Origin of the sequence: Trinickia sp. (genome assembly GCF_051953405.1) — a bacterium.
Classification (GTDB): Bacteria; Pseudomonadota; Gammaproteobacteria; order Burkholderiales; family Burkholderiaceae; genus Trinickia.
This window is the reverse complement of the sequence record NZ_JBQCIV010000062.1, coordinates 1-26571: the sequence shown is the minus strand read 5'-3', so window position 1 is coordinate 26571 and position 26571 is coordinate 1. Positions and strand designations below refer to the sequence as shown.

The window sequence follows — 26571 nt, the reverse complement described above, 5'->3', positions numbered from 1 at the left end:
GCATTCGATGGCAGCAAGTCAAGACGACCCGCAATTCGATCTATTCGGCGGTGAGGACACCGGCTCGGCACAGCCGGCGTCCACGCTGCAGGCACCTCCCAGCGCTGTCGCAGGAACGGCCGGCGCGGTCGCCGCCGCGGCACCGCCTAAGCGCGGCCGCCGTGCGCAGGCCGTGCTGCCGGCGACGCCTTCGCCCGATGTCCTCGAGTGCGCGCAGGCACTGCCCGCGCACGTGCGGCTCGGCACTTCGTCTTGGTCGTTTCCCGGGTGGGAAGGCATCGTCTACGGCGAGGGTTACAGCGACGCAAAACTCGCCCGCGACGGGCTGGCCGCCTACGGCGCCCATCCGCTGCTGCGCACGGTCAGCATCGACCGTTCGTTTTACGCCCCGCTTTCGGTCGCGGACTATCTGCGCTACGCCCAGCAAGTGCCCGACGATTTCCGCTTCATCGTCAAAGCGCCGGCTTCGGTAACGGACGCGTCGCTGCGCGCCGAACGCGGCGAGCCGATCGGCGAAAACCCGTGCTTTCTCGATCCCAAGCTGGCCACGGCCGAATTCGTGATGCCGTGCCTGGAGGGCCTCGGCGCGAAGGCCGGCTCCCTCGTTTTTCAGTTGCCGCCGCTGCCGGAGCGGATGCTTGCCGAGCCGATCGCGTTCGTCGAACGCCTCGGCGCCTTCTTCGACGCGCTCCCGGCGCTCCCGGCGCGTCCGCCGGCCGGGGACGATGCCGCCGTCGCGCCCACCTGCTACGCGCTCGAAATTCGCGACGCCTGCCTGCTGACGCCGCGGCTGATCCGCATGCTGCGCGAGCGGGGCGTGCGCTACTGCGTGGGACTTCACGCGCGGATGCCCGATCCGTTGCGCCAAGCGGCGGCGCTCGCCTTGCTCGACGGCGATACGCCCCGCGGGCCGCTCATCGTGCGTTGGAGCCTGCACGGCGGATTCAAGTATGAACAGGCGAAAGCGAAATACGAGCCGTTCGATCGGCTCGTCGACGAAGATCCGGCCACGCGCGCGGCGCTCGCCGAACTCGCCGCGCGCTATGCCATCGCGGGACAACCGGTGCTGATCGTGACCAACAACAAGGCCGAAGGGTCGGCCCCGCTGACGTGTCTCGGGCTTGCCCGCGAAATCGCGGCGGCCTGCGCCCGGCTGCGGGACGAGGCGCCGCGCCTGGGCGACTAGGCCGCCCCCGGCCGCATCCAGCTCGCGAACTTGGCGCGGAACTTCGCGACTTTCGGTGCGACGACGAACGCGCAATATCCCTGTTCGGGATGCTGGGCGAAATACCGCTGATGATAAGCCTCGGCCGGCCAGTAATTGCCGTCGAGCGGTTCGACTTGCGTGACGATCGGCGCATCGAAGACGCCATCGCGCTCGAGTTCGTGGATCGATTCGAGCGCAATCTCGCGCTGACGGTCGCTATCCGTGAAGATCACGGAGCGGTACTGCTCGCCGACGTCGTTGCCTTGCCGATTCGATTGGGTCGGATCGTGAATCGAGAAAAAGATCTTCAAGATCTCGTGGTAGCTGATTCGGGTCGGGTCGAACTCCACCTTGACCACTTCGGCGTGACCGGTGCCGCCGTCGCAAACTTGCTCGTAGGTCGGCCGCTCGAGCGTGCCGCCGGCGTAGCCCGATTCGACGCTCTTTACCCCTTCGACGTCGAGGTAGACCGCTTCGAGACACCAGAAACACCCGCCGCCCAGCGTGGCCGTTTCGGTCGTCTGACTGGTCGTCTGACTCATGGCTTTCGCGCTCCTCATTCGTGCGGTTATCGGCAGTGCGCCCAACCTATGCGCATTGCGCTCAGAGAGAACAAGCTTAGTGCCTTTTGCGACAAGATGGGAGCCCGGGCATAGGCGGCGCCGGCCTTCGAGGCGGACATCGAGACGGACATTTCACGCAGCGAAGTCGAACGGCGGCTCTTCCATTAAAATCACCGCTACTTCGCCACCTTACGCCACGACGTTTTCAGCCTTGGACTTTTTCTTTTCGACTGCCCTCTCGCGTGCGCCGCACGCGGCCGCCGCGCAACACGCCGAGGCCACCGTACGATGAAGCGCGCAAGCCCCCCGAATTTCGATGTGGTCGCGTTCCGGCAGGCATTGGGTCAATTCGCGACAGGTGTGACGGTCATCACGACGCGTGCCCCATCCGGGCAGTTGATCGGCATCACGGCCAGCTCGTTCAACTCGGTGTCGCTCGATCCGCCGCTCGTGCTGTGGAGCCTCGCGACAAAATCGGCCTCGATGCCGGTGTTCCAGACGAACAGCCATTACGTCGTGAACGTCTTGGCCGCTTCGCAACTCGATTTGTGCCAGCGCTTCGCGACCGTGAAGGGCGATCGCTTCGCGGGTGTGTCGCACGCGGCCGGCGATACCGGCATGCCTGTGCTGGACGGGGCGCTCGCGTGGTTCGAATGCCACAACCGTAGCCGCTACGAAGAGGGCGATCATGTGATCTTCGTGGGCGAGGTGGAGCGCTGCGGCGTGCACCCGGACGCGGAGGACATCGCGCCGCTCATTTTTCATGGCGGCGCGTTCCATGGCGTGAAGCCGCTTTAGAGCGCAGCAAAGGCGCCGCCATGCACCGCGGCGGCGCGGCCTGCCGGTACGCCGATCTGTCAGAAATATCAGAGAACGGGGCGCTCAGAGGGTAATTCCGTCCTAGATTGGCCAGCGTCGCTCCCGGCGCACAGGAACGAGTCTTAGTTTGGCACCTCCTCTCAACTGTGCAACGGAGGCACCAGATGAAATGGAAAGACGCGGCCATCCTGCTTCTCCAACCGAACGACCGGGTCATTCAGGAATGCGCTTACGCATGGCGGGAGCGTTACGCCATTCCAATCAGGCGATGTTTTTCCCACCCCTTTTCGGGAAGGCATCCCATGGCGGGGACGGTACCGGTCGGATTCACCAGACTCCAATCCGATTCGCTTGCTTTCAGTAGCCTCGAATCCAAAATCATCGTCGTTAGCCACGGGCACCCCGATCAGGTGAGTAACGAGCAGTACGGGCTCGACGCATCGCAATTCGCTGCGCATCTGGCCGGATGGGGGCTGAAAAACGTTGGGCTTCTGACCTTTCGGAATTGCCTCGTGGGCAAGGCCCGGTATCTCGACAACCTCCTCGTGCACCTGAACGCCCGTGGAATCGGCGTGGGCTGGCTCCTGGGATACAAGGATCGGGCCAGCTCGGTGGCGATCGACCCAAGCTGGCTGAGCGCGGCCGGCTGCGTCCAAAGCTCCATCTTGCTCGAGCCGCAGCATTGGCTGCGCCATCCGGTATGCAACCACCCCATGGCCAATAAGCGCAGGCCGCCGCCGCAGACGCTAGCGCACGAGGCCGTGGGCTTCTTCGACCGCGTGCTACGGGAAGCCACAAACGGCCGCAAAAAACTGTCCGACGAACAACGCGTCAAGATCGTTCGCGGTAACCGGACGGTGCAGCCGCCGGGAGGATCGTCCCGGCGCTATCCCGCGTACCTGGAAACCGCGCTCTAGCGGTGCCGATCGAGCCGACACATCGAACCGATGCGCTCGGGCGACAAAATCCGTTCGAGCGCGAGTACGCCGCCCCCCAGTCGGTTCGGCCCGCCCGCCGCACGCGTCTAGCGCGGCGCCGCAACCGTCGGCGTCAGCGCGACCGGCACGCCCGAATCCTCCTTCAGCGTCTGCAAGACGATGTTCGAGCGAATGTCCATGACGCCGGGTGCCTTGTAGAGCTTGCCGAGCACGAATTCGGAGTAGTGCTTCAGGTTGTGCGCCAGCACGCGCAGCACGTAATGACTTTCCCCGGTCACGACAAAGGCACCGATCACTTCCGGCCAGGCCCGCACGGCCTCGGCGAAACGTTCGTGCCAATTCTCCTGATCGTTGCGCATCGAAACCTGAACGAAAGCTTCGAGTTCGAACCCCAGCGCCTCGCGGTTCAAGCAAGCCCGATAGCGTTCGATGACCCCTTGCTCTTCGAGCAGCCGCAACCGGCGCAGGCACGCCGACGGCGACAGCGAGATACGATCGGCCAAATCGAGGTTGCTGATCCGGCCTTCGTTTTGCAGAACGCTCAGAATGCGGCAATCGGTGGCGTCGAGTGTGATCGCGTTCATTTTTGGCCCCCTTTTTAGGTTTATCTCGAATTATGTTCTAGTCCGACCGTTTGGTGGCGACTATTTTGCAAGCACTTTGCGCGCGAAGTTGCCTATCATCGTCGCAAGCTTCCCGACTAGTGAGGAAACATGCAGGAGACGATCTGGGACATTTCGCCGCCTATCGATACCGCCACGCCCGTCTGGCCTGGCGATACGCCCGTCGGCATCGAACGCGTCTGGCGCATCGAAGCGGGCTCGCCCGTCAACGTTGCCCGTCTGACGTGTTCCCCCCACACAGGCGCGCACGCCGATGCGCCGCTGCACTATGACGCCGGCGGCGCCGCGATCGGACACGTGCCGCTCGCGCCCTATCTCGGCCACTGCCGCGTCGTGCATTGCATCGGCGCATCGCCGCTCGTACTGCCCGAGCACATCGCGCCGTTCGCCAATGCGCTGCCGCCGCGCGTACTGCTGCGTACCTACGAGCGCGCACCCACCGCTCACTGGGACGAACGCTTTTGCGCCGTCGCCCCGCAGACGATCGACTTCCTGGCCGAGCGCGGCGTCGTCCTGATCGGCATCGACACGCCCTCGCTCGACCCACAGGAATCCAAAACGATGGATTCCCATGGACGCGTTCGCGCGCATCGGATGTCGATCCTCGAAGGGCTCGTGCTCGATGCCGTCGCGCCGGGCGATTACGAGTTGATCGCGCTGCCGCTGAAATTCACGACGCTCGATGCCAGTCCCGTGCGCGCGGTGCTGCGCGCGCGGCCCGGCCCGAACGCCGCCTAACCGCTTCCATTGTCCCGACCGATTCGAGTCCTTTTCATGAAAACACGTGCCGATGCGATCGCGCTCGACCGCGACGACCCCCTTGCCCACCTGCGCCAACGATTCGCGCTCGCGCCCGACGTCATCTACCTCGACGGCAACTCGCTCGGCGTGCCGCCCGTCGCCGCCAGCGCCCGCGCGCAAGCCGTCATCGCCCACGAGTGGTCCGAAGGGCTCATCCGCAGCTGGAACGCCGCCGGCTGGTTCGCCCTGCCGCGCCGCCTCGGCGACAAACTCGCGCCGCTCGTCGGCGCGGCGACGGACGAGATCGTCGTGACCGATACGATCTCCGTGAATCTGTTCAAGCTGCTGTCGGCAGCGCTCAAGATGGCGCACGATCGCGATCCGAACCGGCGCGTGATCGTGTCCGAGCGCGCTAATTTCCCGACCGACCTGTATATCGCGCAAGGGCTCATCGAACAGTTGGATCGCGGCTATTCGCTGCGCCTCGTCGACGACCCCGCCGACCTGCCCGACGCGATCGGCGACGATACGGCGCTCGCGATGATTACGCATGTGAACTATCGCACCGGCTACATGCACGATATGGCCTCGCTCACGCAGATCGTCCAGCGCGCGGGCGCGCTGGCGCTGTGGGACCTCGCGCACTCTGCCGGCGCGGTGCCTGTCGATTTGAACGGCGTGCATGCCGATTTCGCTGTCGGCTGCACCTACAAGTATCTGAACGGCGGCCCCGGTTCGCCGGCGTTCGCGTGGGTCGCCAAGCGCCATCAGGATGCGCTCGCGCAGCCGCTCTCGGGCTGGTGGGGACATGCCGCCCCGTTCGCGATGAATCCCGTCTACACGCCGGGAGCTGGCATCGGCCGATTCTTGTGCGGCACGCAGCCGATCGTTTCGATGTCGCTCGTCGAAGCGGGGCTCGATGTCTTCCTCGAAACCGATATGTCGACGATTCGACGCAAGTCGCTCGCGTTGACCGACGCCTTCATCGATCTCGTTCAAGTCCGCTGCCCGGGCCACCCTTTGACGCTCGTCACGCCGCGCGCCCATACGCAGCGCGGCTCGCACGTGAGCATCGAGCATCCGCACGGTTACGAGGTCATGCAAGCGTTGATCGCGCGCGGTGTGATCGGCGACTACCGCGAACCGCGCGTGCTGCGCTTCGGCTTCACGCCGCTCTATACGCGCTTCGTCGATGTCTGGGATGCCGTCGAGACGCTGCGCGATGTGCTCGACACCGAGGCCTGGCGCGCGCCCGAGCATGCCGCTCGTCATTCCGTTACCTGAGGAGTCCTAAATGACTACCGGACACATGCGCCTACCCGACATGCCGGAACCCGCGGAGCCGACACCATCGGCCGCACAGGGCTGCCCGTTCGGACACGGCGCCGAACCTGCGCCGGGCGATGGCGCCGCCAAGGGCGCGCCGCACGTTCCGCTAAACGATGCCGGCTGGCACGATGCGCAGCTCGATTTTTCGAAGTCGATGAGCTATGGCGATTACCTCTCGCTCGATTCGATCCTTCATGCGCAACATCCGCTTTCGCCCGATCACAACGAGATGCTGTTCATCGTTCAGCATCAGACGAGCGAGCTGTGGATGAAGCTGGCGCTTTACGAGCTGCGCGCGGCGCTCGAACGCGTGCGGGGCGACGACTTGCCCCCGGCGTTCAAGATGCTGGCGCGTGTCTCGCGCATCATGGAACAGCTCGTGCAAGCGTGGAGCGTGCTGGCGACGCTCACGCCGTCGGAATACACGGCGATGCGCCCTTATCTGGGTTCGTCGTCGGGCTTTCAGTCGTATCAGTATCGGCAGATCGAGTTCGTACTCGGCAACAAGAACGCGCAGATGCTGAAGCCGCACGCGCACCGACCCGATGTCTTGGCACAGGTAAAGGCCACACTCGAAGCGCCGTCGTTCTACGATGAAGTGGTTCGGTTGCTCGCACGCCGCGGCTTTGCGATCGCCCCGGAGCGGCTGGAGCGTGACTGGACCCAGCCGACGACCTACGATGCTTCCGTCGAAGCGGCCTGGCTAGAGGTTTATCGCCATCCCTCCGAGCACTGGGAGTTGTACGAAATGGCCGAAGAACTCGTCGATCTCGAAGACGCGTTCCGCCAATGGCGCTTTAGGCACGTCACGACGGTGGAGCGGATCATCGGCTACAAGCAAGGCACGGGCGGCACGAGCGGCGCGCCGTATCTCCGAAAGATGCTCGACGTCGTGCTGTTTCCCGAACTCTGGCACGTGCGCACGGTGCTGTAGGGCGCGTGTCGTTGCCGCCGAGCCCCACCCTCGTGTGCAGTGGCGGGGCTCGGCTGGCCCGGTTACATGGCCAAGCTGCCCGGCTCCGGGCAAACCCACGAAGCCTTCAGGCGCTCGCGAATCTCGGCCAGCGTCGTCGTCACCAACAATTCGCCGTCGCGAAACACGGGCTTCAGTTCGCCCGCGTCGAATTGCTCGAGCGTTTGTTGCTCGTACAGCACGTAGGCACCGCCTTCCCGCTCCACGCGCAACAAGCCGCGTGCCGACTTCTTCGTGCCGTCGTCCGTGGCCGGATCCTTGTAGATGTCCACGGGCTCGTCGCCCACTTCCGCATAGATGGCCTTCATCGCCCAGCCGAAGGTATCGCGCGAAAGCATGTTGTACGTGTACGAGCCGATGCCGAAGACGACGTTGCTCGATGCGAAGCCCTTCGCCGCCAGCCGGCGCATGATCTCGAAGGCGCGCGGCAACGAAATCGAATCGCCGTAGATCAGGCCGACCTTGTCGTTGAGCATCTTGTAGCCCTTATCCGTCAAGGTGCCGCCGTAGATGTCCCACAAGCATTGCACGGAGCCTTTGTATTCGGCCTCGGTGATCGTCTCGTGGGTGGCCGCCACCACATACTTGCCGTCTTGCATACGCAGCGTACCGTCGGCGTTGCGCGCCAGTTCTTGCTCGTCGTAGCCGGCCAAGATCCGAACCGGGTCGCCCGAGTCGGGGCGGAACACCACACGGCTTTGTCCCAACGCGTTGGGCTTGCGCGCCAAAATGGCTTCCTTCAAATCCTTCGCGATGACCGTGATGACATTCCAGTAATCGAACGAATCGGAGACGAGCGAGACCATCCCGGCCGGATAATCTTGCGTGACGAATTCGCGAATGACTTCGCGCTCCGCCAAGCGCCGCAGTCCCTTTTCCTCGTAGCCGGTCGCGGCCAGCTCCCGCGTGAGCCGTTCGACTTGTGCCGCGGCCTCCTGCTCGGACAGCGTCTTGAGCGCGGCAGCGGTCAAGACGGCGTCGCCCTTGCCGGTGGCCAGGCGCTTCAGCGTGAACAGAATGCGCAACGTCATCACGCTGTGTTCGGAGGCGGGAATCGAACCGCCCACCAGTTCCTTGTCGGCGTCGGCGCCGTAGTAATCCTCGGCGTAGTCCAGAGCGGGAATCGTATCCGTTCCGGTGAACGACAGCAGGTGGCCCGTGCCGCAACGCATCGCATCGTGCACGCCGCTCATGCCGCGCATCGAGAAGTCGTGCCCTTGCCAATCGACGAACGCTTCGGGCGCACCGGTCAGCTTGGCGAAGTAAGTCAGCAGCTTACGGAATTCGAATGCGATGGTCGCCACCGTCGACGGTTTCCACAATTCGGTGCTGAACAAGGTTTCGAAATAGGTGGACACCCATGGGAAATCCGCATGCGTATTGACGAAGACGACCGGCGGGACCTTGATGTCCACGCGAGCGCCTTCCGGCAGGGCACGCAGCTCGAGCGGCAGATAACCTAGCTCGTGCAGCGCGGCGAGCCGATCGACGGGGACCGCGTCCGGCCCCAACGCCGTATCCATGCGGCGCTTGTACTTGCGCAAGGCCTCGGCCTTGGGCGCTTGAAAGAACTCGCGTTGGAACACGCCGAGAAAGAACTCCTTGATGAACCCTTGCAGCCCGAACCAGACGACCTTGTTGTCGAAGAATTGCGGTAATACCGGTGCGTACTTCGCCGAACGCGGCGTGAAGTTGGCGACGAGCTTGGTCGTTGCCCCCGGGTACATCGACGGGTGGCCGGTTTTATAAAAGTCGGCGAGATTGAAGGGGATCATGCCGTTCATGTTCTTTCTCCTCGGTGCGGTGTATCGATGTATCGACGTATTGCTTATTGACGTGATGGCAAGCGGTTCCGTGGTTCTCTCAAACCTGGATGGCGCGCGTATCGCTCGTCCAATTGTTGCGCGTGAAGACGGCAGCATACCCGCTCAGCAAGGCATCGAGCCCCTTGCTGAAAATCCCGTGCGTGACGTACAGGTACAGCGGGTGCCGTCCCGCGGCGCCGCGCTTGTCGTGCACGGCTTGCGCGAGTTCGGTGAAGGTGCGGCCGCCGTCGCAGATATCGTCGACCACCAGCAGCGCACAATCGGGCAATTCGCCTTGGATGTCGGTGCCGGTAATGGCCCCCGTGCGGGTGTCGCGAATCTTGTCGGCGAACACGACGGGCAGTTCGAGTTGCGCGGCGAGCTTCAGGACACGCTTGCGGGCGCCGGCATCGGGCGCGACGAGCGCGACGTTGGCGCAGCGAGCCCGGATGCGCTCGAGCGCGCGGCGCAGCGCAGGCAGCGGGTCGTCGATGACGACGCGATCGAGCAACGCGGCGGTGACATCGCTGTGCGGATCCTGAATCAGCACCCGGCGATACTGCTGCGCATTGATCAAATCGCAAAACACCTTCACGCTCAACGATTCGCCCGGGTTCGCGACGCGGTCTTGGCGAGCGTACGGCACGTAGGGCAAGTGCAGATCGATCGGCGTGCCCGGATACGCGCGGCGCAGCGCGTCGGTCGTCATGAGCAGCGTCATGGCCGCCTCCGCATGCGGAAGATGCGCTTTCAGCTCCAAGCGATCCGCCGCGACGCCCGTTTCGACCGTCACATGGCATTCGCCCCCCGGAAACTTCAACACCTTCAGTTCGACAGGATGGCGCGCCTGCCCTGACTCATCCAAAGCGCCACTCAAAGCGCCTTTCGCTTCGACTACCGCGGTGATGCCGATCATCGCCCTCTCCACATAGTTGTAAAGTTCAACTAACATGGGACGAAGTATAGAACGACATAGTCGATATTTGCAACTATGTTTGTTAAAATATTTCCTGGCTTGACGCAAGGGAGAACGGGCGATGACCACGGCATACGAAAAGCCGGACGTAAGCGTCGATGTCGTGCTATTGACGCTGGCGCAGCAAGGCTTGATGGTCGCGCTCCATCGGCGCGCGGGCGAGCCGTTCCGGGGCGCACTGGCGCTGCCGGGCGGATACATCCATACGGAGGAAGACGATTCGCTCGAAGACGCCGCGCGCCGCACGCTGCACGAGAAAACCGGACTTGCGCCGCGGTATCTCGAGCAGTTGCGGACATTTGCGGGCCGTACGCGCGACCCGCGCGGATGGTCGGTCGCGATCAGCTACGTCGCGCTCGTGCCGTTGGAGGAGCTGGCGTCGGCGCCGTCCGACGTGTTCGAGTTCTATTCGGTGGACGAGATTCCCGCGCTGGCTTTCGACCATACGGAACAGGTGCGGGCGGCCGTCGAGCGCGTCAGGAACAAATCGAGCTACTCGACGTTGCCGTGCTGGCTGCTGCCCGAGCAGTTCACGCTCACGCAATTGCAGCACACCTACGAGGCCGTGTTCGGCGAAACGGTCACCCGCGCGACGTTCCGTTCGAGGCTTGGGATCAAAGTGGGCGACGTGCAGGCGGGCGAGGCCGTGGACGAAGCCGGCGTGCTGATCGCCACCGATGAATACCAAGTGGGCAACCAACGGCCCGCGCGCCTATTTCGCGCCGATCGGCTCGGCCTGTTCAAGCGGGCGAGCTGGTGATGTGGGCGATTTCGGCGCTCGTCCCAGCTTCGGCGAGCAGCCACGCGCGAAACGCCGCGATGTCTGCCCGCTGCGCTTTCGCGCGCGGGTAGACAAGCCAATAGCTGTAATCGTTCGGCACGGCGAGGTCGAACGGCCTCACCAAACGCCCTTCGTTCAAGTCGCGTTCGGCGAGCGTCAATCGGCCGAGCGCAACGCCCTGCCCTTGCCGCGCTGCTTGCAGAACGAGGCTCGCATCGTCGAATGTCAAGCCCGCTTGGACGTCGATATCGACCAGGCCCGCGCGTTCGCACCAGGTCCGCCACGCGTCGCGCGGCACGTCGTGCAGCAAACGCGCGTGCCGTAGGTCGGCCGGTTCGCGCAGCGGCGGCGAGCCGGCAGCGAGCGCCGGTGCGCATACCGGGCTCAAGGATTCGCGCGCAATCAAGTCGGCCACCAGGCCAGGCCACCGGCCGAGGCCCAAGCGAATGCCGACATCGAAACGATCGTCTACGCCGTCCCAAAGCTGCGTCGATGTCGTCAGCCTCAGTTCGATTTCCGGATGCTGCGCACGGAACGCATCGAGCCGCGGGACGAGCCAACACGCGGCAAACGACGGCAGCACCGTAATCCGCAGCGGCCCTTGGATACCTTGCTGCACGCGTGCTGTCGCCGAAGCGATCCGATCGAGCGCGACGGTAATCTCGGCGAGATAGCTGCGTCCGGGCTCGGTCATCGCGAGCGCGTGGCCGCGCCGCTCGAATAGCTGGAGCCCCAGCCACGCTTCGAGCTGGCGCACTTGATGGCTGATCGCCGCCTGCGTGACATACAGCTCGGCGGCAGCGACGGTGAAGTTCAAATGGCGCGCGGCGGCTTCGAAAGCTCGCAACGCGCCCAAGGGAGGGAGGCGGCGCATGCGCTCGATAATCTCACCTTATCGAGCGCATGAAAATCCCTCGCTTGGTGGGCCGTGCAAACCTGCGTTTAATGGGCGCTACCCAACGACCATTGAAGGAGACTGCATGGTTTCGCTGCAAATTTGGATATTGATCGTCGGCTTTTCCGTCCCGATGATCATTAGCCCGGGACCGGGCAATACGATCCTCGCGACGGCCGGCGGGCGTTTCGGCGTAAGAGGGACCGTGCCGTTCTGGTTCGGCTTCGAAATCGCGAATTTCGTCTGGTGTCTCGTCTACGGCTTCGAGTTGAGCCGCGTCATGCACGACCTACCGGTCGCCGCGCACGTACTCAAATGGGCCGGCATTGCCTACACGCTCTATCTCGCCTACGGCTTCGTCAAGCCGTCGGGGCCCGGCAAGCAGGCGTCGATGCCCCGCTTATCCGTGGTGGACGGCTTTCTCTCCGTCTCGCTCAATCCGAAAATCCATTCGATGATTTTCGTGCTCTTCTCCCAGTTCCTGCGGCCCGACGTTCCGCTCGCCCAGCAAGTCGTTCAGATCGCCGTCGTCTTTACGGTGCTTTGCATCGCCTGCCACTTTCCATGGATCTACGGCGGGCGCATCCTCTTCGATCGGTTCAGCAGCGAGAAATCCGCGAAGGTGCAGGGTTACGTGTTCGGGGGATGCATGGCCGCGGTGGCGCTGTTCCTCGCTTTTACGCTCTGAAGTCTGCGCCGCGTGCCGCGCCGCCGAGGGGCGCGGCCTTCAATCGCCTGCATTCGCCTCATCCGGTCGGCGCGCTGCAACGGCGCGTGACGGCTCGCCCTTCGCCGAAGTCCCGTTCCGGTGCGCGAGATGATGATATGTTATATCATCGCACCACGAACTACCTCGGAACGAAGCCATGTCAGCCGCCTCCTCGACCGATCGCCTTGCCCGCGCCGACGCGTATGCGGCCGAACACGGCCTGGCGCTCACCCCATTGCGCCGCCAGGTGTACGCGCTGATTGCCGCTGCCGGCAAGCCGATCGGCGCGTACGACTTGCTGGCGGCACTAGAACCCGAGCGCGGCCGCGTGCCCCCGACCACCGTCTACCGCGCGCTCGAATTCCTCGTCGAGCATGGGTTCGTTCATCGGATCGAATCGCGCAACGCATTCGTTGCCTGCTGCGAAATCGGCAAACCGCACCAAAGCCAGTTCCTCATTTGCGAGCGTTGCGGCGATACGTTGGAGATTCCCGGCGAAGAACTCGCCGAGCGGCTGTCTTCCACGCCGCCCGCGCACGGCTTCGAAGTGCACAAACAAGTGGTTGAGTTGAGCGGGCTGTGCGGCCACTGCCAGCATCAGCGCGGACCCAGCACGCACCGGCATTGAAGCCTTTCGCACTTGAGCCGCTTGCATCGTTTGCATCGTTAGGAGAACGGATGAAATTGATCGCCCCTGCCGGTCGCGCGGCAGCGCGTATTCGCCGCACCGCTAAACGCGCGGCGCTGGGACTGGCCGCGCTCGCGCTCGGCGGCACTGCGTTTGCACAAGGCGCCCCCATTCCAGCGGTCGCGGCCGAGAATTTTTACGGCGACGTCATGCAGCAACTGGGCGGTGCCCACGTGAGCGTGACGAGCATCCTCAGCAACCCCGATCAGGATCCGCATTTGTTCGAGGCGAGTCCGAAAACCGCACGCGAGCTGCATCGTGCGGCGCTCGTCGTCTATAACGGCGCCGATTACGATCCGTGGATGGCGAAGCTGCTCGCCGCGTCGAAGAACGACCGGCGCGTGACGATCGTGGCCGCCGATCTCGTCGGCAAGAAAGCCGGCGACAATCCGCATCTGTGGTACGACCCGCAGACGATGCCGGCCGTCGCCAAGCGGATCGTGGCCGAACTCGATCGCATCGATAGCGCGCACAAGGCCGAGTACGACGCGAACCTCGCTCGGTTCCTCGCGTCGCTCGCACCCATCGACAAGAAAATCGATGCATTGAAAGCGAAGTATCGCGGCGTGGCCGTGACGGCCACCGAACCCGTCGCCGGGTATCTGTGCGACGCCGCCGGTCTCGCAATGCGCAACGCGCGTTTTCAGCTGTCCGTCATGAACGACACGGAACCGGCCGCCTCCGACATCGCGGCATTCGAGCAGGACTTGCGCGGCAAGCGCGTGCGCGTGTTGATCTACAACGCGCAAGCCGTCACCAAACTGACCGAGCGCATGCTCGGCTTGGCCAAGCAATCGCAAATACCGAGCGTCAGCGTGACCGAAACGCAGCCCGCCGGCAAAACGTATCAACAGTGGATGAGCACCCAGGTGGATGCGCTCGCACAGGCGCTCGGAGGGGACGGACGATGAACGTGGACAGCGACCGCGGCGCGTCTTTCGCGGGTAGCGCCGCCAGTCGCGAGCCGCGTCCAGCGGCACTGGAACTCGACCGACTCTCCCTGGAGCTGGCCGGACGCACGATCTTGCGCGACGTCAGCTTGACGATCGACCAAGGCGAATTCGTGGGCGTACTGGGGCCGAACGGCGCCGGCAAAACGACGCTCATGCGCGCGGTGCTCGGGCTCGTGCCGGCGGCGAGCGGCGCGATCCGCATCGGCGGCCGCAGTGTGGCGCGCGGCAATCCGTCGATCGGCTATATGCCGCAGACGCGCAGCGCCCTCGCAAGCCGGCGCGTGCTCGGGCGCGATTTCGTTGCGATGGCGGCCGACGGGCACCGTTGGGGCCTGCCTATCGCCGATGCGGCAACGCGCCACGACGTCGATCGCGTACTCGAACTCGTCGGGGCGGGCACGCTCGCGACGCGGCCGCTCTCCGATCTGTCCGGCGGGGAGCGCCAGCGCCTGCTGCTCGCGCAATGTCTGCTCGGCAAGCCGCAACTGCTGCTGCTCGACGAACCTTTGATCAGTCTCGATCCGCACCGTCAGCGCAGCGTCGTCGAACTCGTGCGGCGCGTACAGCGCGAATTGGGCATTACCGTGCTGTTCTCCGCGCACGAGTTGAACCCGCTGCTCAACGCGATCGATCGCGTGTTGTATCTGGGCAGCGGTCGCGCCGCGCTGGGAACGGTCGACGAAGTCATCACGCGGCCCGTGCTGTCGCGGCTCTATGGTTCGCCGATCGACGTCATGCGTGTGAACGGGCGCATTTTCGTGATGTCGGGCGATGTCGAAATCGAAAAGCACGACCACGAACACGAGAACGATGGGCAGGGTGCGGCGGATCGCAGTCATACCCATGCGCACGGGCACGGCCATTCACACGGACACACGCACGATGTTTGAATACGACTTCATGGTGAACGCTTTCGCGGCGTCGGGAATCGTCGCGGTGCTCGCGGGCGTGGTCGGCTACTTTCTCGTCATGCGCGGGCAAACGTTCGCCGGGCATGCGCTCTCGCACGTCGGGTTCACCGGTGCGACGGGCGCCGTGCTCATCGGCATCTCGCCGCTGTGGGGCATGATCGGCTTCACGCTGGCGGCCGGCATCTCGATGGGCGCACTCGGCGAACGTCTGGCCGGCCGCGATGTCGCGATCGGCGTCGTCCTTTCGCTGGCGTTGGGCTGCGGCCTGCTGTTCCTGCACTTTTTCACGGCGTACGCGACACAAGTGACGGCGCTGCTGTTCGGCAACGTGCTCGGCGTCACCCGTTCGACGCTCGTCGTGCTGGCCGGCATCGGCGCCGCGAGCCTCGTCGCGCTCGGCGCAATCATGCGCCCGCTGCTGTTCGCGACGCTGCAGCCGGAACTGGCCGAAGCCAAAGGCGTATCGTTGCGGCGCGTCTCGGTGTTGTTTCTGGCGATCGCGGCGCTGGCCGTCGCGGCTTGCACGCAGATTGTCGGCGTGCTGCTCGTTTTTACGCTGATGGTGGGCCCGGCCGCCGCGGCGCAGAACTTATCGACGCGGCTCTCGACGGGCGTTGGCCTCGCGGCCTTGTTTGCGCTCGCTCAGGCGTGGCTCGGCGTGACCTTCGCGTTCTATACCGATTGGCCGACGAGCTTTTGGATCACCGCGCTTTCCGCGCTGGTGTACGGCGCGAGTTTGCTGCGGCGGCGCTGATTCATCGCTGCGCCGCCGCGAGATACTGGTCTTTACGCTAACCATCGTCGCCGCGTCTCGCTGCGCTGCGGCTTGACTTTCGCACGCCATAAACCGATCATTCGCTCAGTCAACGAACAAAAGATCTATTTTGGATCCAGCGGCGCCTCCGTCGCCGCACTCAACATTGCTGGGCGCAGATCGGCTTTTGCGGCCGGATCGCGCGTCCCCTCAGGAGACAAACGATGGTCAATGCGCGCAGCACCGGCTCGAACGTGATCTTGCACTTGGGCGTAGGCTCGTTTCATCGCGCCCACCAGGCGTGGTACCTCCATCGCCTGCGTGCCGCCACGGGTTCGGGCGAGCCGCATTGGTCGCTGACCGTCGGCAATATCCGCGGCGACATGAACGCCACGCTCGACGCGCTGGCGAAACAGCAAGGCGTCTACACGCTCGAAACGGTCACGCCGCAGGGCGAGCGCGCCTACGAAACGATCCGTTCGATCGAGCGGGTACTGCCTTGGTCGCCCACGCTCGCCCCGATCGTGGAAGCCGGCTCCGATCCCGCCTGCAAGATCATTTCGTTCACGGTGACCGAAGGCGGCTACTACCTCGACGAGCATGATCGGCTCGATACGGACAACCCGGATCTCGCCGCCGATCTAGCCGGTGCGCGCACCACGATCTACGGCGCGCTGGCAGCGATTCTCGACGCACGGCGCGCAAGCGGCGCGGGCCCCGTCACGTTGCAAAGCTGCGACAACCTGCGCAGCAACGGCGAGCGCTTCGAAGCCGGTATGCGCGCGTTTCTCGCCGCGCGCGGCGAGACGGCGCTCGAAAGCTGGTTCGAAGCGAATACGAGTTGCCCGAATTCGATGGTCGACCGGATCACGCCCCGTCCGACGGACGACGTCCGCGCGCGCGTGCTCGAAGCGACGGGCGTTGCCGACGCCTGTCCCGTCATGGGCGAGGCGTTCATTCAATGGGTGATCGAAGACCGCTTCAAGGCCGGACACCCAGCGTGGGAGCGCGTTGGCGCCGAGCTCGTCGAATCGGTCCTGCCGTACGAGGAAGCGAAGATCCGCATCTTGAACGCGAGCCATAGCTGCATCGCCTGGGCGGGGACCCTCGTGGGCCATACCTACATCCACGAAGGCACGCTCGATCCGGACGTGCGCCGTTTCGCGCACGAGTACGTGACGCAAGACGTCATCCCGTGTTTGACGCCGAGCCCGCTCGATTTGGCGCGCTATCGCGACGTCGTCCTCGATCGCTTCGGCAACCCCTACATCCAGGACACGAATCAGCGTGTCGCGGCCGACGGCTTTTCGAAGATTCCCGGATTCATTGCACCGACCCTCGTCGAATGCTTTTCGCGCAACGCGCAGCCCAATGCCACGGCGATCCTGCCGGCGCTGTTCTTCCGCTTTCTCGAGCACTGGTACCAAGGCACGTTGCCCTATGCGTATCAGGACGGCCTACTGGACGAAGCCGCGGTGCGCGAGTGGTTCGACGGGTCCGATCCGCTCTCCCGATTTTGCGCATCGCGCGCCCTGTGGGGCAGCTTGGCGCAAGACCCACGACTTGTGCGCGTCATCGAGGCGGCGCTCGAACGCGTCGACGCGTGGTTAGCGTCGCGCGAGCAGCCGACGCGCTGACGAACGTTGGCGCCTGCCGCCCCGCGCGGCTAAAGTAGCGCATTCGCAGCGCACTTGCTGCTTTTCGACTCCATTACGGATCGCATCGACGAAGGGGCTGTCCGCTATGTACCTCGGCATCGACCTAGGCACGTCCGAAGTCAAAGTCTTGCTGCTCTCACCGGACGCGCGCGTGCTCGCCACCGCCGGTTCGCCGTTCCAAGTATCGCGGCCCCATCCGCGCTGGGCCGAACAGGACCCCGCCGATTGGTGGCGAGGCACGTGCGAAGCCATCGCGAAATTGCGCGCCGTGTGTCCCGATGCGTTCGCGCAAGTGCGCGGCATCGGCTTGTCCGGCCAGATGCACGGCGCGGTGCTGCTCGATGCCGCCGATCGCGTGCTACGCCCGGCCATCCTGTGGAACGACATGCGCAGCGTGGAAGAATGCGCCGAACTCACGCGGCGCGCGCCCGAGTTGCATGCGGTGGCCGGCAACTTAGCCATGCCGGGATTTACCGCGCCCAAATTGCTGTGGGTGGCGCGCCACGAGCCCGAGCTGTTTCAGCGGACCGCTTGCGTCCTGTTGCCGAAGGACTATCTCCGGCTGCGGATGACAGGCGATCGGGTCTCCGACCCCTCCGATGCCGCCGGGACGCTCTGGCTCGATGTCGCGCGGCGCGATTGGTCCGATACGCTGCTCGCCGCTTGCGACATGCGCCGGGCGCAGATGCCGCGACTGGCCGAGGGCAGCGCACCGTCGGGCGTGCTGCGCGCCGATATTGCGCGCGAGTGGGGTTTGAGCGGCGAGGTCGTCGTCGCGGCCGGCGGCGGCGACAATGCGACGAGCGCCATCGGGATCGGCGCGACCGAGCCCGGCGACGGCTTCGTCTCGCTCGGCACGTCGGGCGTGCTGTGCGTGGTGGGCGACCGCTTTTCGCCGAACCCCGCCTCGGCCGTCCACGCGTTCTGTCACGCGATTCCCGACCGTTGGCATCAAATGAGCGTCGTGCTGTCGGCCGCGAGTTGCCTGCGCTGGGTGTGCAAGCTCACCGGCACCGACGAACCGACGCTCGTCGGCGAAGCCTCGGCGCTCGCGCCCGAGATGCTCGATTCGGCGCCGATCTTTTTGCCGTATCTATCGGGCGAGCGCACCCCGCACAACGATCCGTACGCGCAGGGCGTGTTCTTCGGCATGACGCACGCGACGGACCGGGCGCTGCTCGGCTATGCGGTACTCGAAGGCGTGACGCTCGCATTGACGGATGGCCTCGATGCGCTAGCGGCCGCGGGCACGGCGCCTAGCGCGTTATCGCTGCTAGGCGGCGGCGCGCGCAGCGCGTTCTGGGCGCAGTTGCTGGCCGACGCGTTGTCCACCACCACGCGTCAGCACGGCGGCGGGGAAACGGGCGCGGCGCTCGGCGCGGCACGGCTCGGTTGGCTCGCGGCCGGCGGCGATCCGCGCGAAGTGCTGGCCAAGCCGCCGGTGGTCGCACAGTTCACGCCCAATGCGCAGCGTCATGCGCAATTGCGTGCGCGCCTGAGCGCTTACCGGTCGCTTTATCGTCACGTGCGCCCGTTGTTCGATCCCTCGCGCGAGCGGCTGGCCTGATATCCTCTCTCGCAGCCTCATCCGTACCGGGTCCATCACCGTGTCAAAACTCAACGAAAAGCTCGACCTGGCCACCCGCGCCGCGTGGCTCTATTACGTCGCGGGCAACACGCAAAACGAGATCGCCGAAAAGCTCCAGGTTTCCCGGCCGGTGGCTCAGCGACTCGTGGCATTCGCCGTCGAAAAGAATCTCGTGCGCGTGCGCATCGAACATCGGCTGGCCGATTGCCTAACGCTCGCCGAGCAGTTGAAGGCCCGTTACGGGTTGTCGATGTGCGAGGTCGTGCCGGTCGACGACGACGCACCCGAGGCCATCGACCGCAAACTCGCCGTCGCGGGCGCGCAAGTCATGGAGCGGTATCTGAGCGAAGAAAGACCGATGATCATTTCGGTGAGCAGCGGCCGGACGCTGAAGGCGGCCGTCGATCAATTGGGGCAAATCGATCGGCCCCAGCACCGGCTCGTATCGATGGTCGGCGCGATCGCGCAAGACGGCTCGTCCAACCGCTACGACGTCGCACTGCATATCTCCGAAAAAACCGGCGGCAAGCATTTTCTACTGCCCGCGCCGCTCATCGCCGATAGCGAAGCCGAGCGCGCGCAATGGGTCAATCACCGTCTGTATCGCATCGTCGAATCGTTGACGGCGCAAGCGGACGTCTCCTTCGTCGGCATCGGCGACATCGGGCCGAAGTGTCCGCTGCACGTCGACGGGTTCATCACCGCGGGGGAAGTCGGCGAACTCACGGGGCGCGGCGCCGTGGCCGAGATGCTGGGGCTGCCCATCGACGCCGACGGCCGATGCGTGGAATCGCCGACGGGCCGGCGCGTGACGAGCGTGCCGCTCGACTCGCCGCCCAAGCGGCCGACGATCGGCTTCGCCGGCGGCGAGCGCAAGCACGGCGCGGTGCAAGCCGTACTCAAGGGCGGCTGGCTGTCGGGGCTCGTGACGGACGAAGCGTGCGCGCGGGCGGCGTTGGCCGACGTCGAGCGTGCGGCGAAGCGGCCAGCGTCCCGCGGCGCGTACTCGCCGGGCTGATCATTGGCGAATTTCCGCCTCCACCAGCAGTTTCAGCAACGCCAGCGCATTCATCCCCTTTCCCCTGGGCGCCGCTTCGGCGAGCGCCCAGCGTCCGGTTATCTCGCGGGTCCGTCCTTTCTATTCACCGTTACTGCATAGTGCTCGGTCGCATACGCCATCGGAGGAGCGTGCGTTCGTTCCCGAACGAACGCTCCTTGAGTCGATAGTGGCGAGTCAATACAAACGTCAATACAATAGTCGGGCAGGTGACCTGTGCAGTTCGAATGGGACGAAGGAAAGAACCGGATCAACGTGCGAAAACACGGCATCGACTTCGTCGATGCGATCGATGTGTTCAACCACCCTGTGCTGATCGCACAGGACGGCCGGGAGGACTACGGCGAGGAACGTTGGATCGCGATCGGGTGGATGAAAGCGACGATGGCGGTTGTGGTGTACGTCGAGCGAAGCGGGCCATGCGTCCGAATCATCTCGGCGCGCAAAGCGACGAAGCACGAGGCGAAACGATATGAGCAAAGCGTCAAAAACCGACTGGAAGCGACTGGAAGCGCTCAAAGACGACCAGATCGACCGGAGCGAGATTCCCGAACTCGGCGACGAATTCTTCGCGCACGCAGCACTCCACGTACCGCCCAAACAAGCGGTGACGATGCGGCTCGACGTGGACGTATTGAATTGGTTCAAGGCCCAGGGGCAGGGTTATCAGACGCGCATCAACAAGCTGCTGCGCGCCTATATGCTCGCCCATCAGCGCCGGCATTCGTAATCGCCTCGATGCAACGGCCAGGCCCCAGCGCTTGCCGGGTGCCTGGATTCGCTCTCGTTCGACGCGGCCTTGTTATCGCGTCTATTGGCGAATTTCCGCCTCCACCAGCAGTTTCAGCAACGCGAGCGATTCCTGCCAGCCCAGGTAGCACGCTTGCGCCGGAATGGCTTCCGGTATGCCCTCCTGCACGATGTTCAACTCCGTGCCGAAAGGCGTCGGCGACAACGACACCGTCGTCTGCATGACGCCGGGCAAGTTCGGATCGTCGAACTTGCCCGTGTAGCGAATTCGCTCATGCGGCACCAGTTCGAGATAGTCCCCGCCGAACGAATGACCATCGCCCGTCGTGAAGTTCGTAAACGACATCCGATAGCTGCCGCCTACCTCCGCCTGCAGGTGATGGACCGTACCGGTAAAGCCGTTCGGCGGTAGCCATTTCGCCAGGGCGGAGGCGTCGAGGAACGCACGGTAGATGCGCTCGGGGGTGGCGCGCAAAACGCGATGCAGGCGGACGGTATTCGTGGGCATGATGAACTCCATAGACGAAGGGACGGCCCCTTCCATCCTAGTCGACGAACGGGAACCGTCGAAATCGACAGGCATCCAGCGCCTTCGGCGCTCGCACAGGACAGGTTCCGCCGATCGTAGCCGGCTCGCTAGCCCGACCGGCCTACTCGTTTTTGGCCCGGGATGGCGTGCGTCGGAATATCCAATCACCTAAAAACAACAGGTCATCCTTTCACGCTCGCACAGCATACGAACGACGGCAAACGTTTGCTTTTAGCGATTATTCATCATTTTCCCGCATCGTTGCCTTTTAACGTCCCGCGCCCCAGGGCCAGGCCTCCCGCCAATAATAATATTTAACAATCGTCAAAATGTTTATTAAGGATTAATCGCCGCAAGCTCGTATACATTTCGGCTCGTCATCGAAGCAGCTTACGTTCCCATCCCAAATACTGAGCCAAATTTACCGAGAAAAACGATGCGGCAAGAACCTCGCTTTCAACCGGCGCCGGGCCGTCGCCCCGCCGTGGAATCCACCCCGAACCGGCCCGTGCGCACATCGAGCCTGCGTCCGAAGGCGAGTACGATCGCCGTGCTCGGCTATGTCGCGCTGATCCCCGCGCTCGCTCACGCGAATTGCACGACCTCTGGTGCGATCACGACCTGCGACAGCACCGCGCCGTCGCCGTGGACGACGATGATCGGCACCGGTCCGACCACGGCGTCGGGGTCGCAAGTGATCGTCGGGCCCAATGCGCAAATCGTCGTCGGCGACAGCAGCGCAATCGCCCTGTCCGATAATGCCAACATCGCCGTCAAGTCCGGGGCGCTCGTTCAGAACGGCGCGGTCGGCACGACCGGTACGTACGGCACCGGCGGCAACACGATCGACTTCCGCAACAACAGCACGCTGACCGTCGAACAGGGCGCCACGGTGCTGTCGGGCGGCACCGAGGGCGATGCCGAAGCGGTCAACCCGGAAGGCACCGGCAATACGATCGTCAACAACGGTACGATTCGCGGCGTCAATTCCGCGGCCATCTGGTTTCAGAATACGTCGGGCTCGAACACCGTCATCAACAACGCAACCGGCATCATCCAAGCGCCGGGCAACGTGATGGGCGCGTCGGGCAGCGGCGCCGTGGTGTTCACGAACTCGGGCCAGGTCATCGGCAACCTGGTGTTTGCCTCGGGCAACGACACGCTGAACTTGGAAACCGGCTCGAGCGTGACGGGATCGATCGACGGCGGTGGCGGCAACAACTTGCTGACGCTCGGCGGCACCGGCACCGATACCCTGCCGACGGGGATCACCCGCTTCCAAACGCTCAAGAAGCAAGACAGCGGCACGTGGACCATCACCAATTCGATCGCCGGGATGGGTGTGACATCGACCGAGGTCCAGCAAGGCACGCTCGTCGTGACCGGCAACAATTCGAGCTATACCGGCACGATGGTCGTCGATCAAGCCGGCACGCTGCAGGGTAGTGCGCAAAGCCTAACCAAGGCCGTGACGGATAACGGTCTCGTGCGATTCCAGCAAGACACAGCCGGGACCTACGCCGGTCTGATCAGCGGGTCGGGTGCGGTCGAGAAGGACGGCGCCGGCACGCTCACGCTCGCCCCCGCGGCAGCCGGCGGCAATACCTATACGGGCGGCACCGTCTTGCACCAAGGCGTGCTCTCGGTGGCGGCGGACAGCGCACTCGGCGGCACGGCAGGCGGCGTCACGTTCGACGGCGGCACGCTGCAGCTCGGCAGCGCGTTCGATCTCGCGAGCACGCGGGCGATCGCTGTCACGTCGAACGGCGGCACGATCGATACGCAAGGTTTTCAGTCGACCATCAACCAGCAGATCACCGGCTCGGGCGCGCTCGACAAGACGGGCTCGGGAACCTTGACGGTCAACGGTCAGATCGTCGGCTCGATCGCCGCGGAAGTTCAGCAAGGCACGCTCGTGCTCAACGGCGACGCCTCGCAATTCACGGGAAGCGTGACCGTCGATCAGCCGGCCGTCTTGCAAGCGAGTGCGCAGAGCTTGCCCGCGTCCGTCACGGACAACGGCCTCGTGCAATTCGAGCAGAACGCCAATGGCCTTTATGCGGGCACGATCGGCGGCACCGGCGCGGTCGAGAAAGACGGCGCGGGCACGCTGGTACTCAACGGCGCGAACACCTACTCGGGCGGCACCTCCGTCGCCGCGGGCACGCTCGTCGTCGGCGATGCGTCGCACACGGGCGCCTCGATCGCCGGCGCGGCGACGGTCGCGTCCGGTGCCACGCTCGGCGGCTACGGCACCGTGGGCGGCGATGTGACGAACAACGGCACGATCGCGGTGGCCAATGCGTTGTCGTCCAGCTTCGCGTCCGCGCAGGCGCCGGGCAGCTTCACCATCAACGGCCAATTGACGAACGCGGGCCTCGTGCAGGTCGGCGGCAGCCAAGTCGGCAATACGCTGAACGTGGGCAGCTATGTCGGCCAAAACGGCACGATCGCACTGAACACGGTGCTCGGCGGCGACAATTCGCCGTCCGACAAGCTCGTCATCAACGGGGGCACCGCCACGGGCTCGACGACGCTCAAGGTCACGAACGTCGGCGGAGCGGGCGGACCCACGGTGTCGAACGGCATCGAGGTCGTGCAAACGACGGGCGGCGCGACGACCAACGCCAGCGCCTTCACGCTGGCAGGCGGCATGGTCAAGGGCGGCGCGTACGAGTACTACCTGGCTAAAGGCGGCGTGACGCCGGGCACCTCGCAAGATTGGTTTCTGCGCAATACCGTGCCCGCTGCCCCCGCTGCCCCCGCGGCACCCGCCACGGGCGATACGTCGAACGGCGGCGTAGCGGCGGCCACGTCGGGCGCGGCAGCCGGCACGCCGGCCCTGCCCGCCGCCAGCGGCGCGCCGATCACGCTGTATCGTCCGGAAGCCGCCCTGTATGCGCAGATGCCGGCCGTGATGCGTCAGCTCGACTGGATGCAGCTCGACGAGTTCCATCTGCGGCAAGGCGACCAAATGCTGCTCGCCGAACAAGGCCGCCTGCCCGCGGGTTGGGGCCGGGTGTGGGGTGCGCACAGCGTGCTGTCCGAAGCCGGCGACGTGCGCCCGCAGTTCGACGGCACGATGGGCGGCGCACAAGTGGGCCACGATATCTACGCGGACGGCGCCCCGGGCGGCCAACGCAACCACTACGGCTTCTATCTCGGCATGGGCCGCGCGACCGGCGACGTCACCGGGTCGGCGCTCGGCTTGACGGGGGTGGACGTCGGGCACCTGTCGGTCAACGAATACACGCTCGCCGGCTACTGGACGCACATCGGTCCGAGCGGTTGGTACACGGATACCGTGGTGTCGGGCAGCGCACTCAACGCGGATACGACATCGCGCGACAACGTCCGCGCGAGCACGCACGGCACAGCCGTCACCGCGTCGATCGAAGCCGGCATGCCGCTCCCCATGGGCCACGGCATCACGATCGAACCCGAAGCCCAAATGGTTTATCAGCATTTGTCGATCAAGAACCTGAACGACGGGGTTTCGACCATCGGCTTCGACAACGGCAACACGGTGCTCGCGCGTTTCGGCGTGCGTTTCTCGGGCAATTGGGATGCGCTCGGCGTCGCATGGCAGCCGTACGTGGCGGTCAACGTGCTGCACGCGTTCGCCAACGGCGACCATCAAACGTACGATGGCGCGAGCTTGATCGCGACGCCTGTGAATCAAACCACGGGACGGATCGACGCCGGGCTCGTCACGAAGTTCTCCAAGCACGGCAGCGCATTCGCCACCGTCAGCTGGGGCACGAACCTCGACGGCGAACACGTGCGCTCGGTCGGGGGCGACGCCGGAGTACGGTGGTCGTGGTAAGCAGCGAGGGGCCCTGCTCATAGGGCCCCTGTCATCATTGAAGTGCCCCCAAGAAGTTAGACAGTTAAAGTCTAGCTGCCCGTGAAGGCCTGAATCCTGTACTGAACGGGACTCAGGCCTTTCAATTTCAGCCTGATGCGCTCGTGGTTGTAGTAGTGAATGTATTGATCCAGCGCGTCTCGCAACTGCTCAACGCAGGTAAAACGTTCGAGCCGGAAGCACTCGGACTTCAGCGTGCCGAAGAAGCTCTCCATGGCCGCGTTGTCCAGGCAGTTGCCCTTTCGCGACATGCTCTGCGTGAGCTTGCGACGTTCCAGCATACGCCGCCAGGCTGGCATGCGGTACTGCCAGCCCTGGTCCGAATGCAGCATCGGCCGCTCGTTGCGCCCCAGCACGGCCAGAGCCTTCTTCAACATGCCGCTGACCAGATCGAAGCCCGGCCGCCGGTCCATCTCGTAGGCAATGATCTCGCCGTTATACAGATCCATCACCGGCGACAGATACAGCTTGCGCCCACCCACGTTGAATTCCGTGACGTCCGTCACCCACTTCTGGTTCGGGCGCTCTCCCTCAAACTGGCGCTCCAGCAGATTGGGCGCCGCCCAGCTTGTCTGCCCGTGCCAGCTGCGATATTTCTTCGGACGCACCAGGGACTTCAACTGAAGCTGCTGCATCAGCGCCCGGACCTTCTTGCTGTTGACCAGCGTCCCGGCTTGGCGGATTGCATCGGTGACACGCCGATAGCCGTAGCGGCCCCGGTGATGATCGTAGATACGTCGAATCTCGGCCTTGAGCGGCGCGTGCCGATCCCCCAACTCCAGCACCTTGAGCTGGTAGTAGAACGTGCTACGGGCCATCCCGGCAGCTCTGAGCAGCAGGGCCAGCGGATGCACTGAGCGCAGCGCCTGCACTATTTGCGCTTTTTCTTTTGCGCCGCTTGCCGGTTGGCCTGTAGCAGCGCATCGAGCTTTTTTAGGTACGCCACCTCCGCGCGCAGGTACGCGTTTTCGCTGAGCAGTTGTTCGCGGGTGCGCTCGTCCAGTGGCAAGTTGTTGATGGTTTTCTCGGGCGGGCTGGTTGTCATCTTTCGCAAGGGGTTACGCGAACGCGGGCGTGGAGCCAGGGCGGTCATTCCGCCCGCATCATACAGCCGCGCCCATTCGGGTACGCTCTGCGCGGAGCGAATGTCGAATAAGGTCATGACCTGCCGTATCGACAGGCCCTCGCGCTGCATGCGCTGCAATACATTGAGCTTGAATGCTGCGTCGTAATCTGCTCGCAGCTTAGGCCTCAGGCCTGCCAGGCCATGCTGCTGGTAACGGGCTACCCAGCGCCGCACCAGCGATTTATCAAGACTGAATTGCGCAGCTACAGCCCCAAAGCTGGTCTGCCCGCGCAGGTATGTCTTGACTACCCGCAGCTTGAATTCCTCGTCGTATTTCAACATGAACAACGCCCCAAAGGTTGGATTGATGTCCAACTTTTGGGGTGCACTTCA

The 26571-nt window shown here is 64.4% G+C and carries 24 protein-coding genes and 1 pseudogene; 18 read left to right on the top strand and 7 right to left on the bottom strand.

What is annotated here, in order from left to right; all coding sequences use genetic code 11:
- Positions 1-7: 7 nt before the first annotated feature.
- Positions 8-1186, top strand: coding sequence for a DUF72 domain-containing protein (locus ACTHN9_RS10055; protein WP_440536612.1), 1179 nt, complete (start codon positions 8-10; stop codon positions 1184-1186).
- Here ACTHN9_RS10055 and msrA read toward each other — a convergent pair.
- A complete protein-coding gene (gene msrA, locus ACTHN9_RS10050; RefSeq protein ID WP_440536611.1) occupies positions 1183-1749 on the bottom strand; it encodes a peptide-methionine (S)-S-oxide reductase MsrA in 567 nt (188 codons plus the stop codon). The two genes, ACTHN9_RS10055 and msrA, sit on opposite strands and share 4 nt — an antisense overlap.
- Positions 1750-2058: 309 nt before the next feature.
- Between msrA and ACTHN9_RS10045 the strand changes: the two genes are divergently transcribed.
- Complete coding sequence (locus tag ACTHN9_RS10045; RefSeq protein ID WP_440536610.1) at positions 2059-2568, top strand: flavin reductase family protein; 510 nt, start codon at positions 2059-2061, stop codon at positions 2566-2568.
- A gap of 185 nt (positions 2569-2753) precedes the next feature.
- The gene (locus ACTHN9_RS10040; RefSeq protein WP_440536609.1) at positions 2754-3506 is read left to right on the top strand and encodes a hypothetical protein; all 753 of its coding nucleotides are present in this window, start codon (positions 2754-2756) and stop codon (positions 3504-3506) included.
- 107 nt (positions 3507-3613) lie between these two features.
- Here the strand turns inward: ACTHN9_RS10040 and ACTHN9_RS10035 are convergent, their stop codons facing one another.
- On the bottom strand, positions 3614-4111 hold the full coding sequence (locus ACTHN9_RS10035; RefSeq protein WP_440536608.1) for an Lrp/AsnC family transcriptional regulator: 498 nt from the start codon (positions 4109-4111) through the stop codon (positions 3614-3616).
- 129 nt (positions 4112-4240) lie between these two features.
- On the opposite strand from ACTHN9_RS10035, the gene kynB reads away from it, so the two are divergent.
- From kynB to kynA, 3 genes are read left to right on the top strand one after another with little or no spacing between them, the layout of a single operon-like run.
- Positions 4241-4888: an arylformamidase gene (kynB, locus tag ACTHN9_RS10030; protein ID WP_440536607.1), complete on the top strand. Its 648-nt coding sequence runs from the start codon at positions 4241-4243 to the stop codon at positions 4886-4888.
- Between the two features lie 36 nt (positions 4889-4924).
- Positions 4925-6175, top strand: coding sequence for a kynureninase (gene kynU, locus ACTHN9_RS10025; protein WP_440536606.1), 1251 nt, complete (start codon positions 4925-4927; stop codon positions 6173-6175).
- 10 nt (positions 6176-6185) lie between these two features.
- A complete protein-coding gene (gene kynA, locus ACTHN9_RS10020) occupies positions 6186-7154 on the top strand; it encodes a tryptophan 2,3-dioxygenase (RefSeq protein ID WP_440536605.1) in 969 nt (322 codons plus the stop codon).
- Positions 7155-7216: 62 nt separating this feature from the next.
- Here kynA and ACTHN9_RS10015 read toward each other — a convergent pair whose 3' ends face one another.
- Together ACTHN9_RS10015 and prs are read right to left on the bottom strand one after the other, a co-directional pair.
- Entirely contained in the window at positions 7217-8977 is a 1761-nt protein-coding gene (locus ACTHN9_RS10015; RefSeq protein WP_440536604.1) for a nicotinate phosphoribosyltransferase, read from the bottom strand.
- A gap of 79 nt (positions 8978-9056) precedes the next feature.
- On the bottom strand, positions 9057-9914 hold the full coding sequence (prs, locus tag ACTHN9_RS10010) for a ribose-phosphate diphosphokinase (RefSeq protein WP_440536603.1): 858 nt from the start codon (positions 9912-9914) through the stop codon (positions 9057-9059).
- 121 nt (positions 9915-10035) lie between these two features.
- Here prs and ACTHN9_RS10005 point away from each other — a divergent pair, with 121 nt between their 5' ends.
- Positions 10036-10734: an NrtR DNA-binding winged helix domain-containing protein gene (locus ACTHN9_RS10005; RefSeq protein ID WP_440536602.1), complete on the top strand. Its 699-nt coding sequence runs from the start codon at positions 10036-10038 to the stop codon at positions 10732-10734.
- On the opposite strand, the gene ACTHN9_RS10000 is transcribed toward ACTHN9_RS10005, so the two are convergent.
- A complete protein-coding gene (locus tag ACTHN9_RS10000) occupies positions 10715-11629 on the bottom strand; it encodes a transcriptional regulator GcvA (RefSeq protein ID WP_440536601.1) in 915 nt (304 codons plus the stop codon). The genes ACTHN9_RS10005 and ACTHN9_RS10000 overlap by 20 nt on opposite strands.
- Before the next feature lie 106 nt (positions 11630-11735).
- Between ACTHN9_RS10000 and ACTHN9_RS09995 the strand changes: the two genes are divergently transcribed.
- The 10 genes and pseudogenes from ACTHN9_RS09995 to ACTHN9_RS09950 all read left to right on the top strand — a co-directional run bounded on the left by ACTHN9_RS09995 (position 11736) and on the right by ACTHN9_RS09950 (position 20698).
- Positions 11736-12338, top strand: coding sequence for a LysE family translocator (locus tag ACTHN9_RS09995; protein ID WP_440536600.1), 603 nt, complete (start codon positions 11736-11738; stop codon positions 12336-12338).
- Positions 12339-12516: 178 nt separating this feature from the next.
- Entirely contained in the window at positions 12517-12987 is a 471-nt protein-coding gene (locus ACTHN9_RS09990; RefSeq protein WP_440536599.1) for a Fur family transcriptional regulator, read from the top strand.
- Between the two features lie 50 nt (positions 12988-13037).
- Positions 13038-13958: a metal ABC transporter solute-binding protein, Zn/Mn family gene (locus ACTHN9_RS09985; protein WP_440536598.1), complete on the top strand. Its 921-nt coding sequence runs from the start codon at positions 13038-13040 to the stop codon at positions 13956-13958.
- Complete coding sequence (locus tag ACTHN9_RS09980) at positions 13955-14890, top strand: ABC transporter ATP-binding protein (protein WP_440536597.1); 936 nt, start codon at positions 13955-13957, stop codon at positions 14888-14890. Before ACTHN9_RS09985 ends, ACTHN9_RS09980 begins: the two co-directional genes overlap by 4 nt.
- Positions 14883-15665, top strand: coding sequence for a metal ABC transporter permease (locus tag ACTHN9_RS09975; RefSeq protein ID WP_440536596.1), 783 nt, complete (start codon positions 14883-14885; stop codon positions 15663-15665). The genes ACTHN9_RS09980 and ACTHN9_RS09975 overlap by 8 nt, the downstream gene beginning before the upstream one ends.
- A 224-nt stretch (positions 15666-15889) precedes the next feature.
- Positions 15890-17302 carry a D-arabinitol 4-dehydrogenase gene (gene dalD, locus ACTHN9_RS09970; protein ID WP_440536595.1) on the top strand — a complete coding sequence of 471 codons (1413 nt, stop codon included), beginning with the start codon at positions 15890-15892 and terminating at the stop codon, positions 17300-17302.
- Between the two features lie 106 nt (positions 17303-17408).
- A complete protein-coding gene (xylB, locus tag ACTHN9_RS09965) occupies positions 17409-18890 on the top strand; it encodes a xylulokinase (RefSeq protein ID WP_440536594.1) in 1482 nt (493 codons plus the stop codon).
- A gap of 40 nt (positions 18891-18930) precedes the next feature.
- Positions 18931-19929, top strand: a complete 999-nt coding sequence (locus ACTHN9_RS09960) for a sugar-binding transcriptional regulator (protein WP_440536593.1) — start codon at positions 18931-18933, stop codon at positions 19927-19929.
- Between the two features lie 255 nt (positions 19930-20184).
- A pseudogene (locus ACTHN9_RS09955) lies at positions 20185-20418 on the top strand (BrnT family toxin); the annotation flags it as partial.
- A 22-nt stretch (positions 20419-20440) separates the two neighbouring features.
- Complete coding sequence (locus ACTHN9_RS09950; protein WP_440536592.1) at positions 20441-20698, top strand: BrnA antitoxin family protein; 258 nt, start codon at positions 20441-20443, stop codon at positions 20696-20698.
- An 81-nt stretch (positions 20699-20779) separates the two neighbouring features.
- Here ACTHN9_RS09950 and ACTHN9_RS09945 read toward each other — a convergent pair whose 3' ends face one another.
- Complete coding sequence (locus ACTHN9_RS09945; RefSeq protein WP_440536591.1) at positions 20780-21226, bottom strand: SRPBCC family protein; 447 nt, start codon at positions 21224-21226, stop codon at positions 20780-20782.
- 457 nt (positions 21227-21683) lie between these two features.
- Between ACTHN9_RS09945 and ACTHN9_RS09940 the strand changes: the two genes are divergently transcribed.
- The gene (locus ACTHN9_RS09940; protein WP_440536590.1) at positions 21684-25073 is read left to right on the top strand and encodes an autotransporter outer membrane beta-barrel domain-containing protein; all 3390 of its coding nucleotides are present in this window, start codon (positions 21684-21686) and stop codon (positions 25071-25073) included.
- Positions 25074-25144: 71 nt separating this feature from the next.
- Here ACTHN9_RS09940 and ACTHN9_RS09935 read toward each other — a convergent pair.
- A protein-coding gene (locus ACTHN9_RS09935) for an IS3 family transposase (RefSeq protein ID WP_440476338.1) occupies positions 25145-26520 on the bottom strand; the annotation gives its coding sequence in 2 pieces (ribosomal slippage) (positions 25145-26049 and positions 26049-26520; 1377 coding nt in all).
- Between the last annotated feature and the right edge of the window lie 51 nt (positions 26521-26571).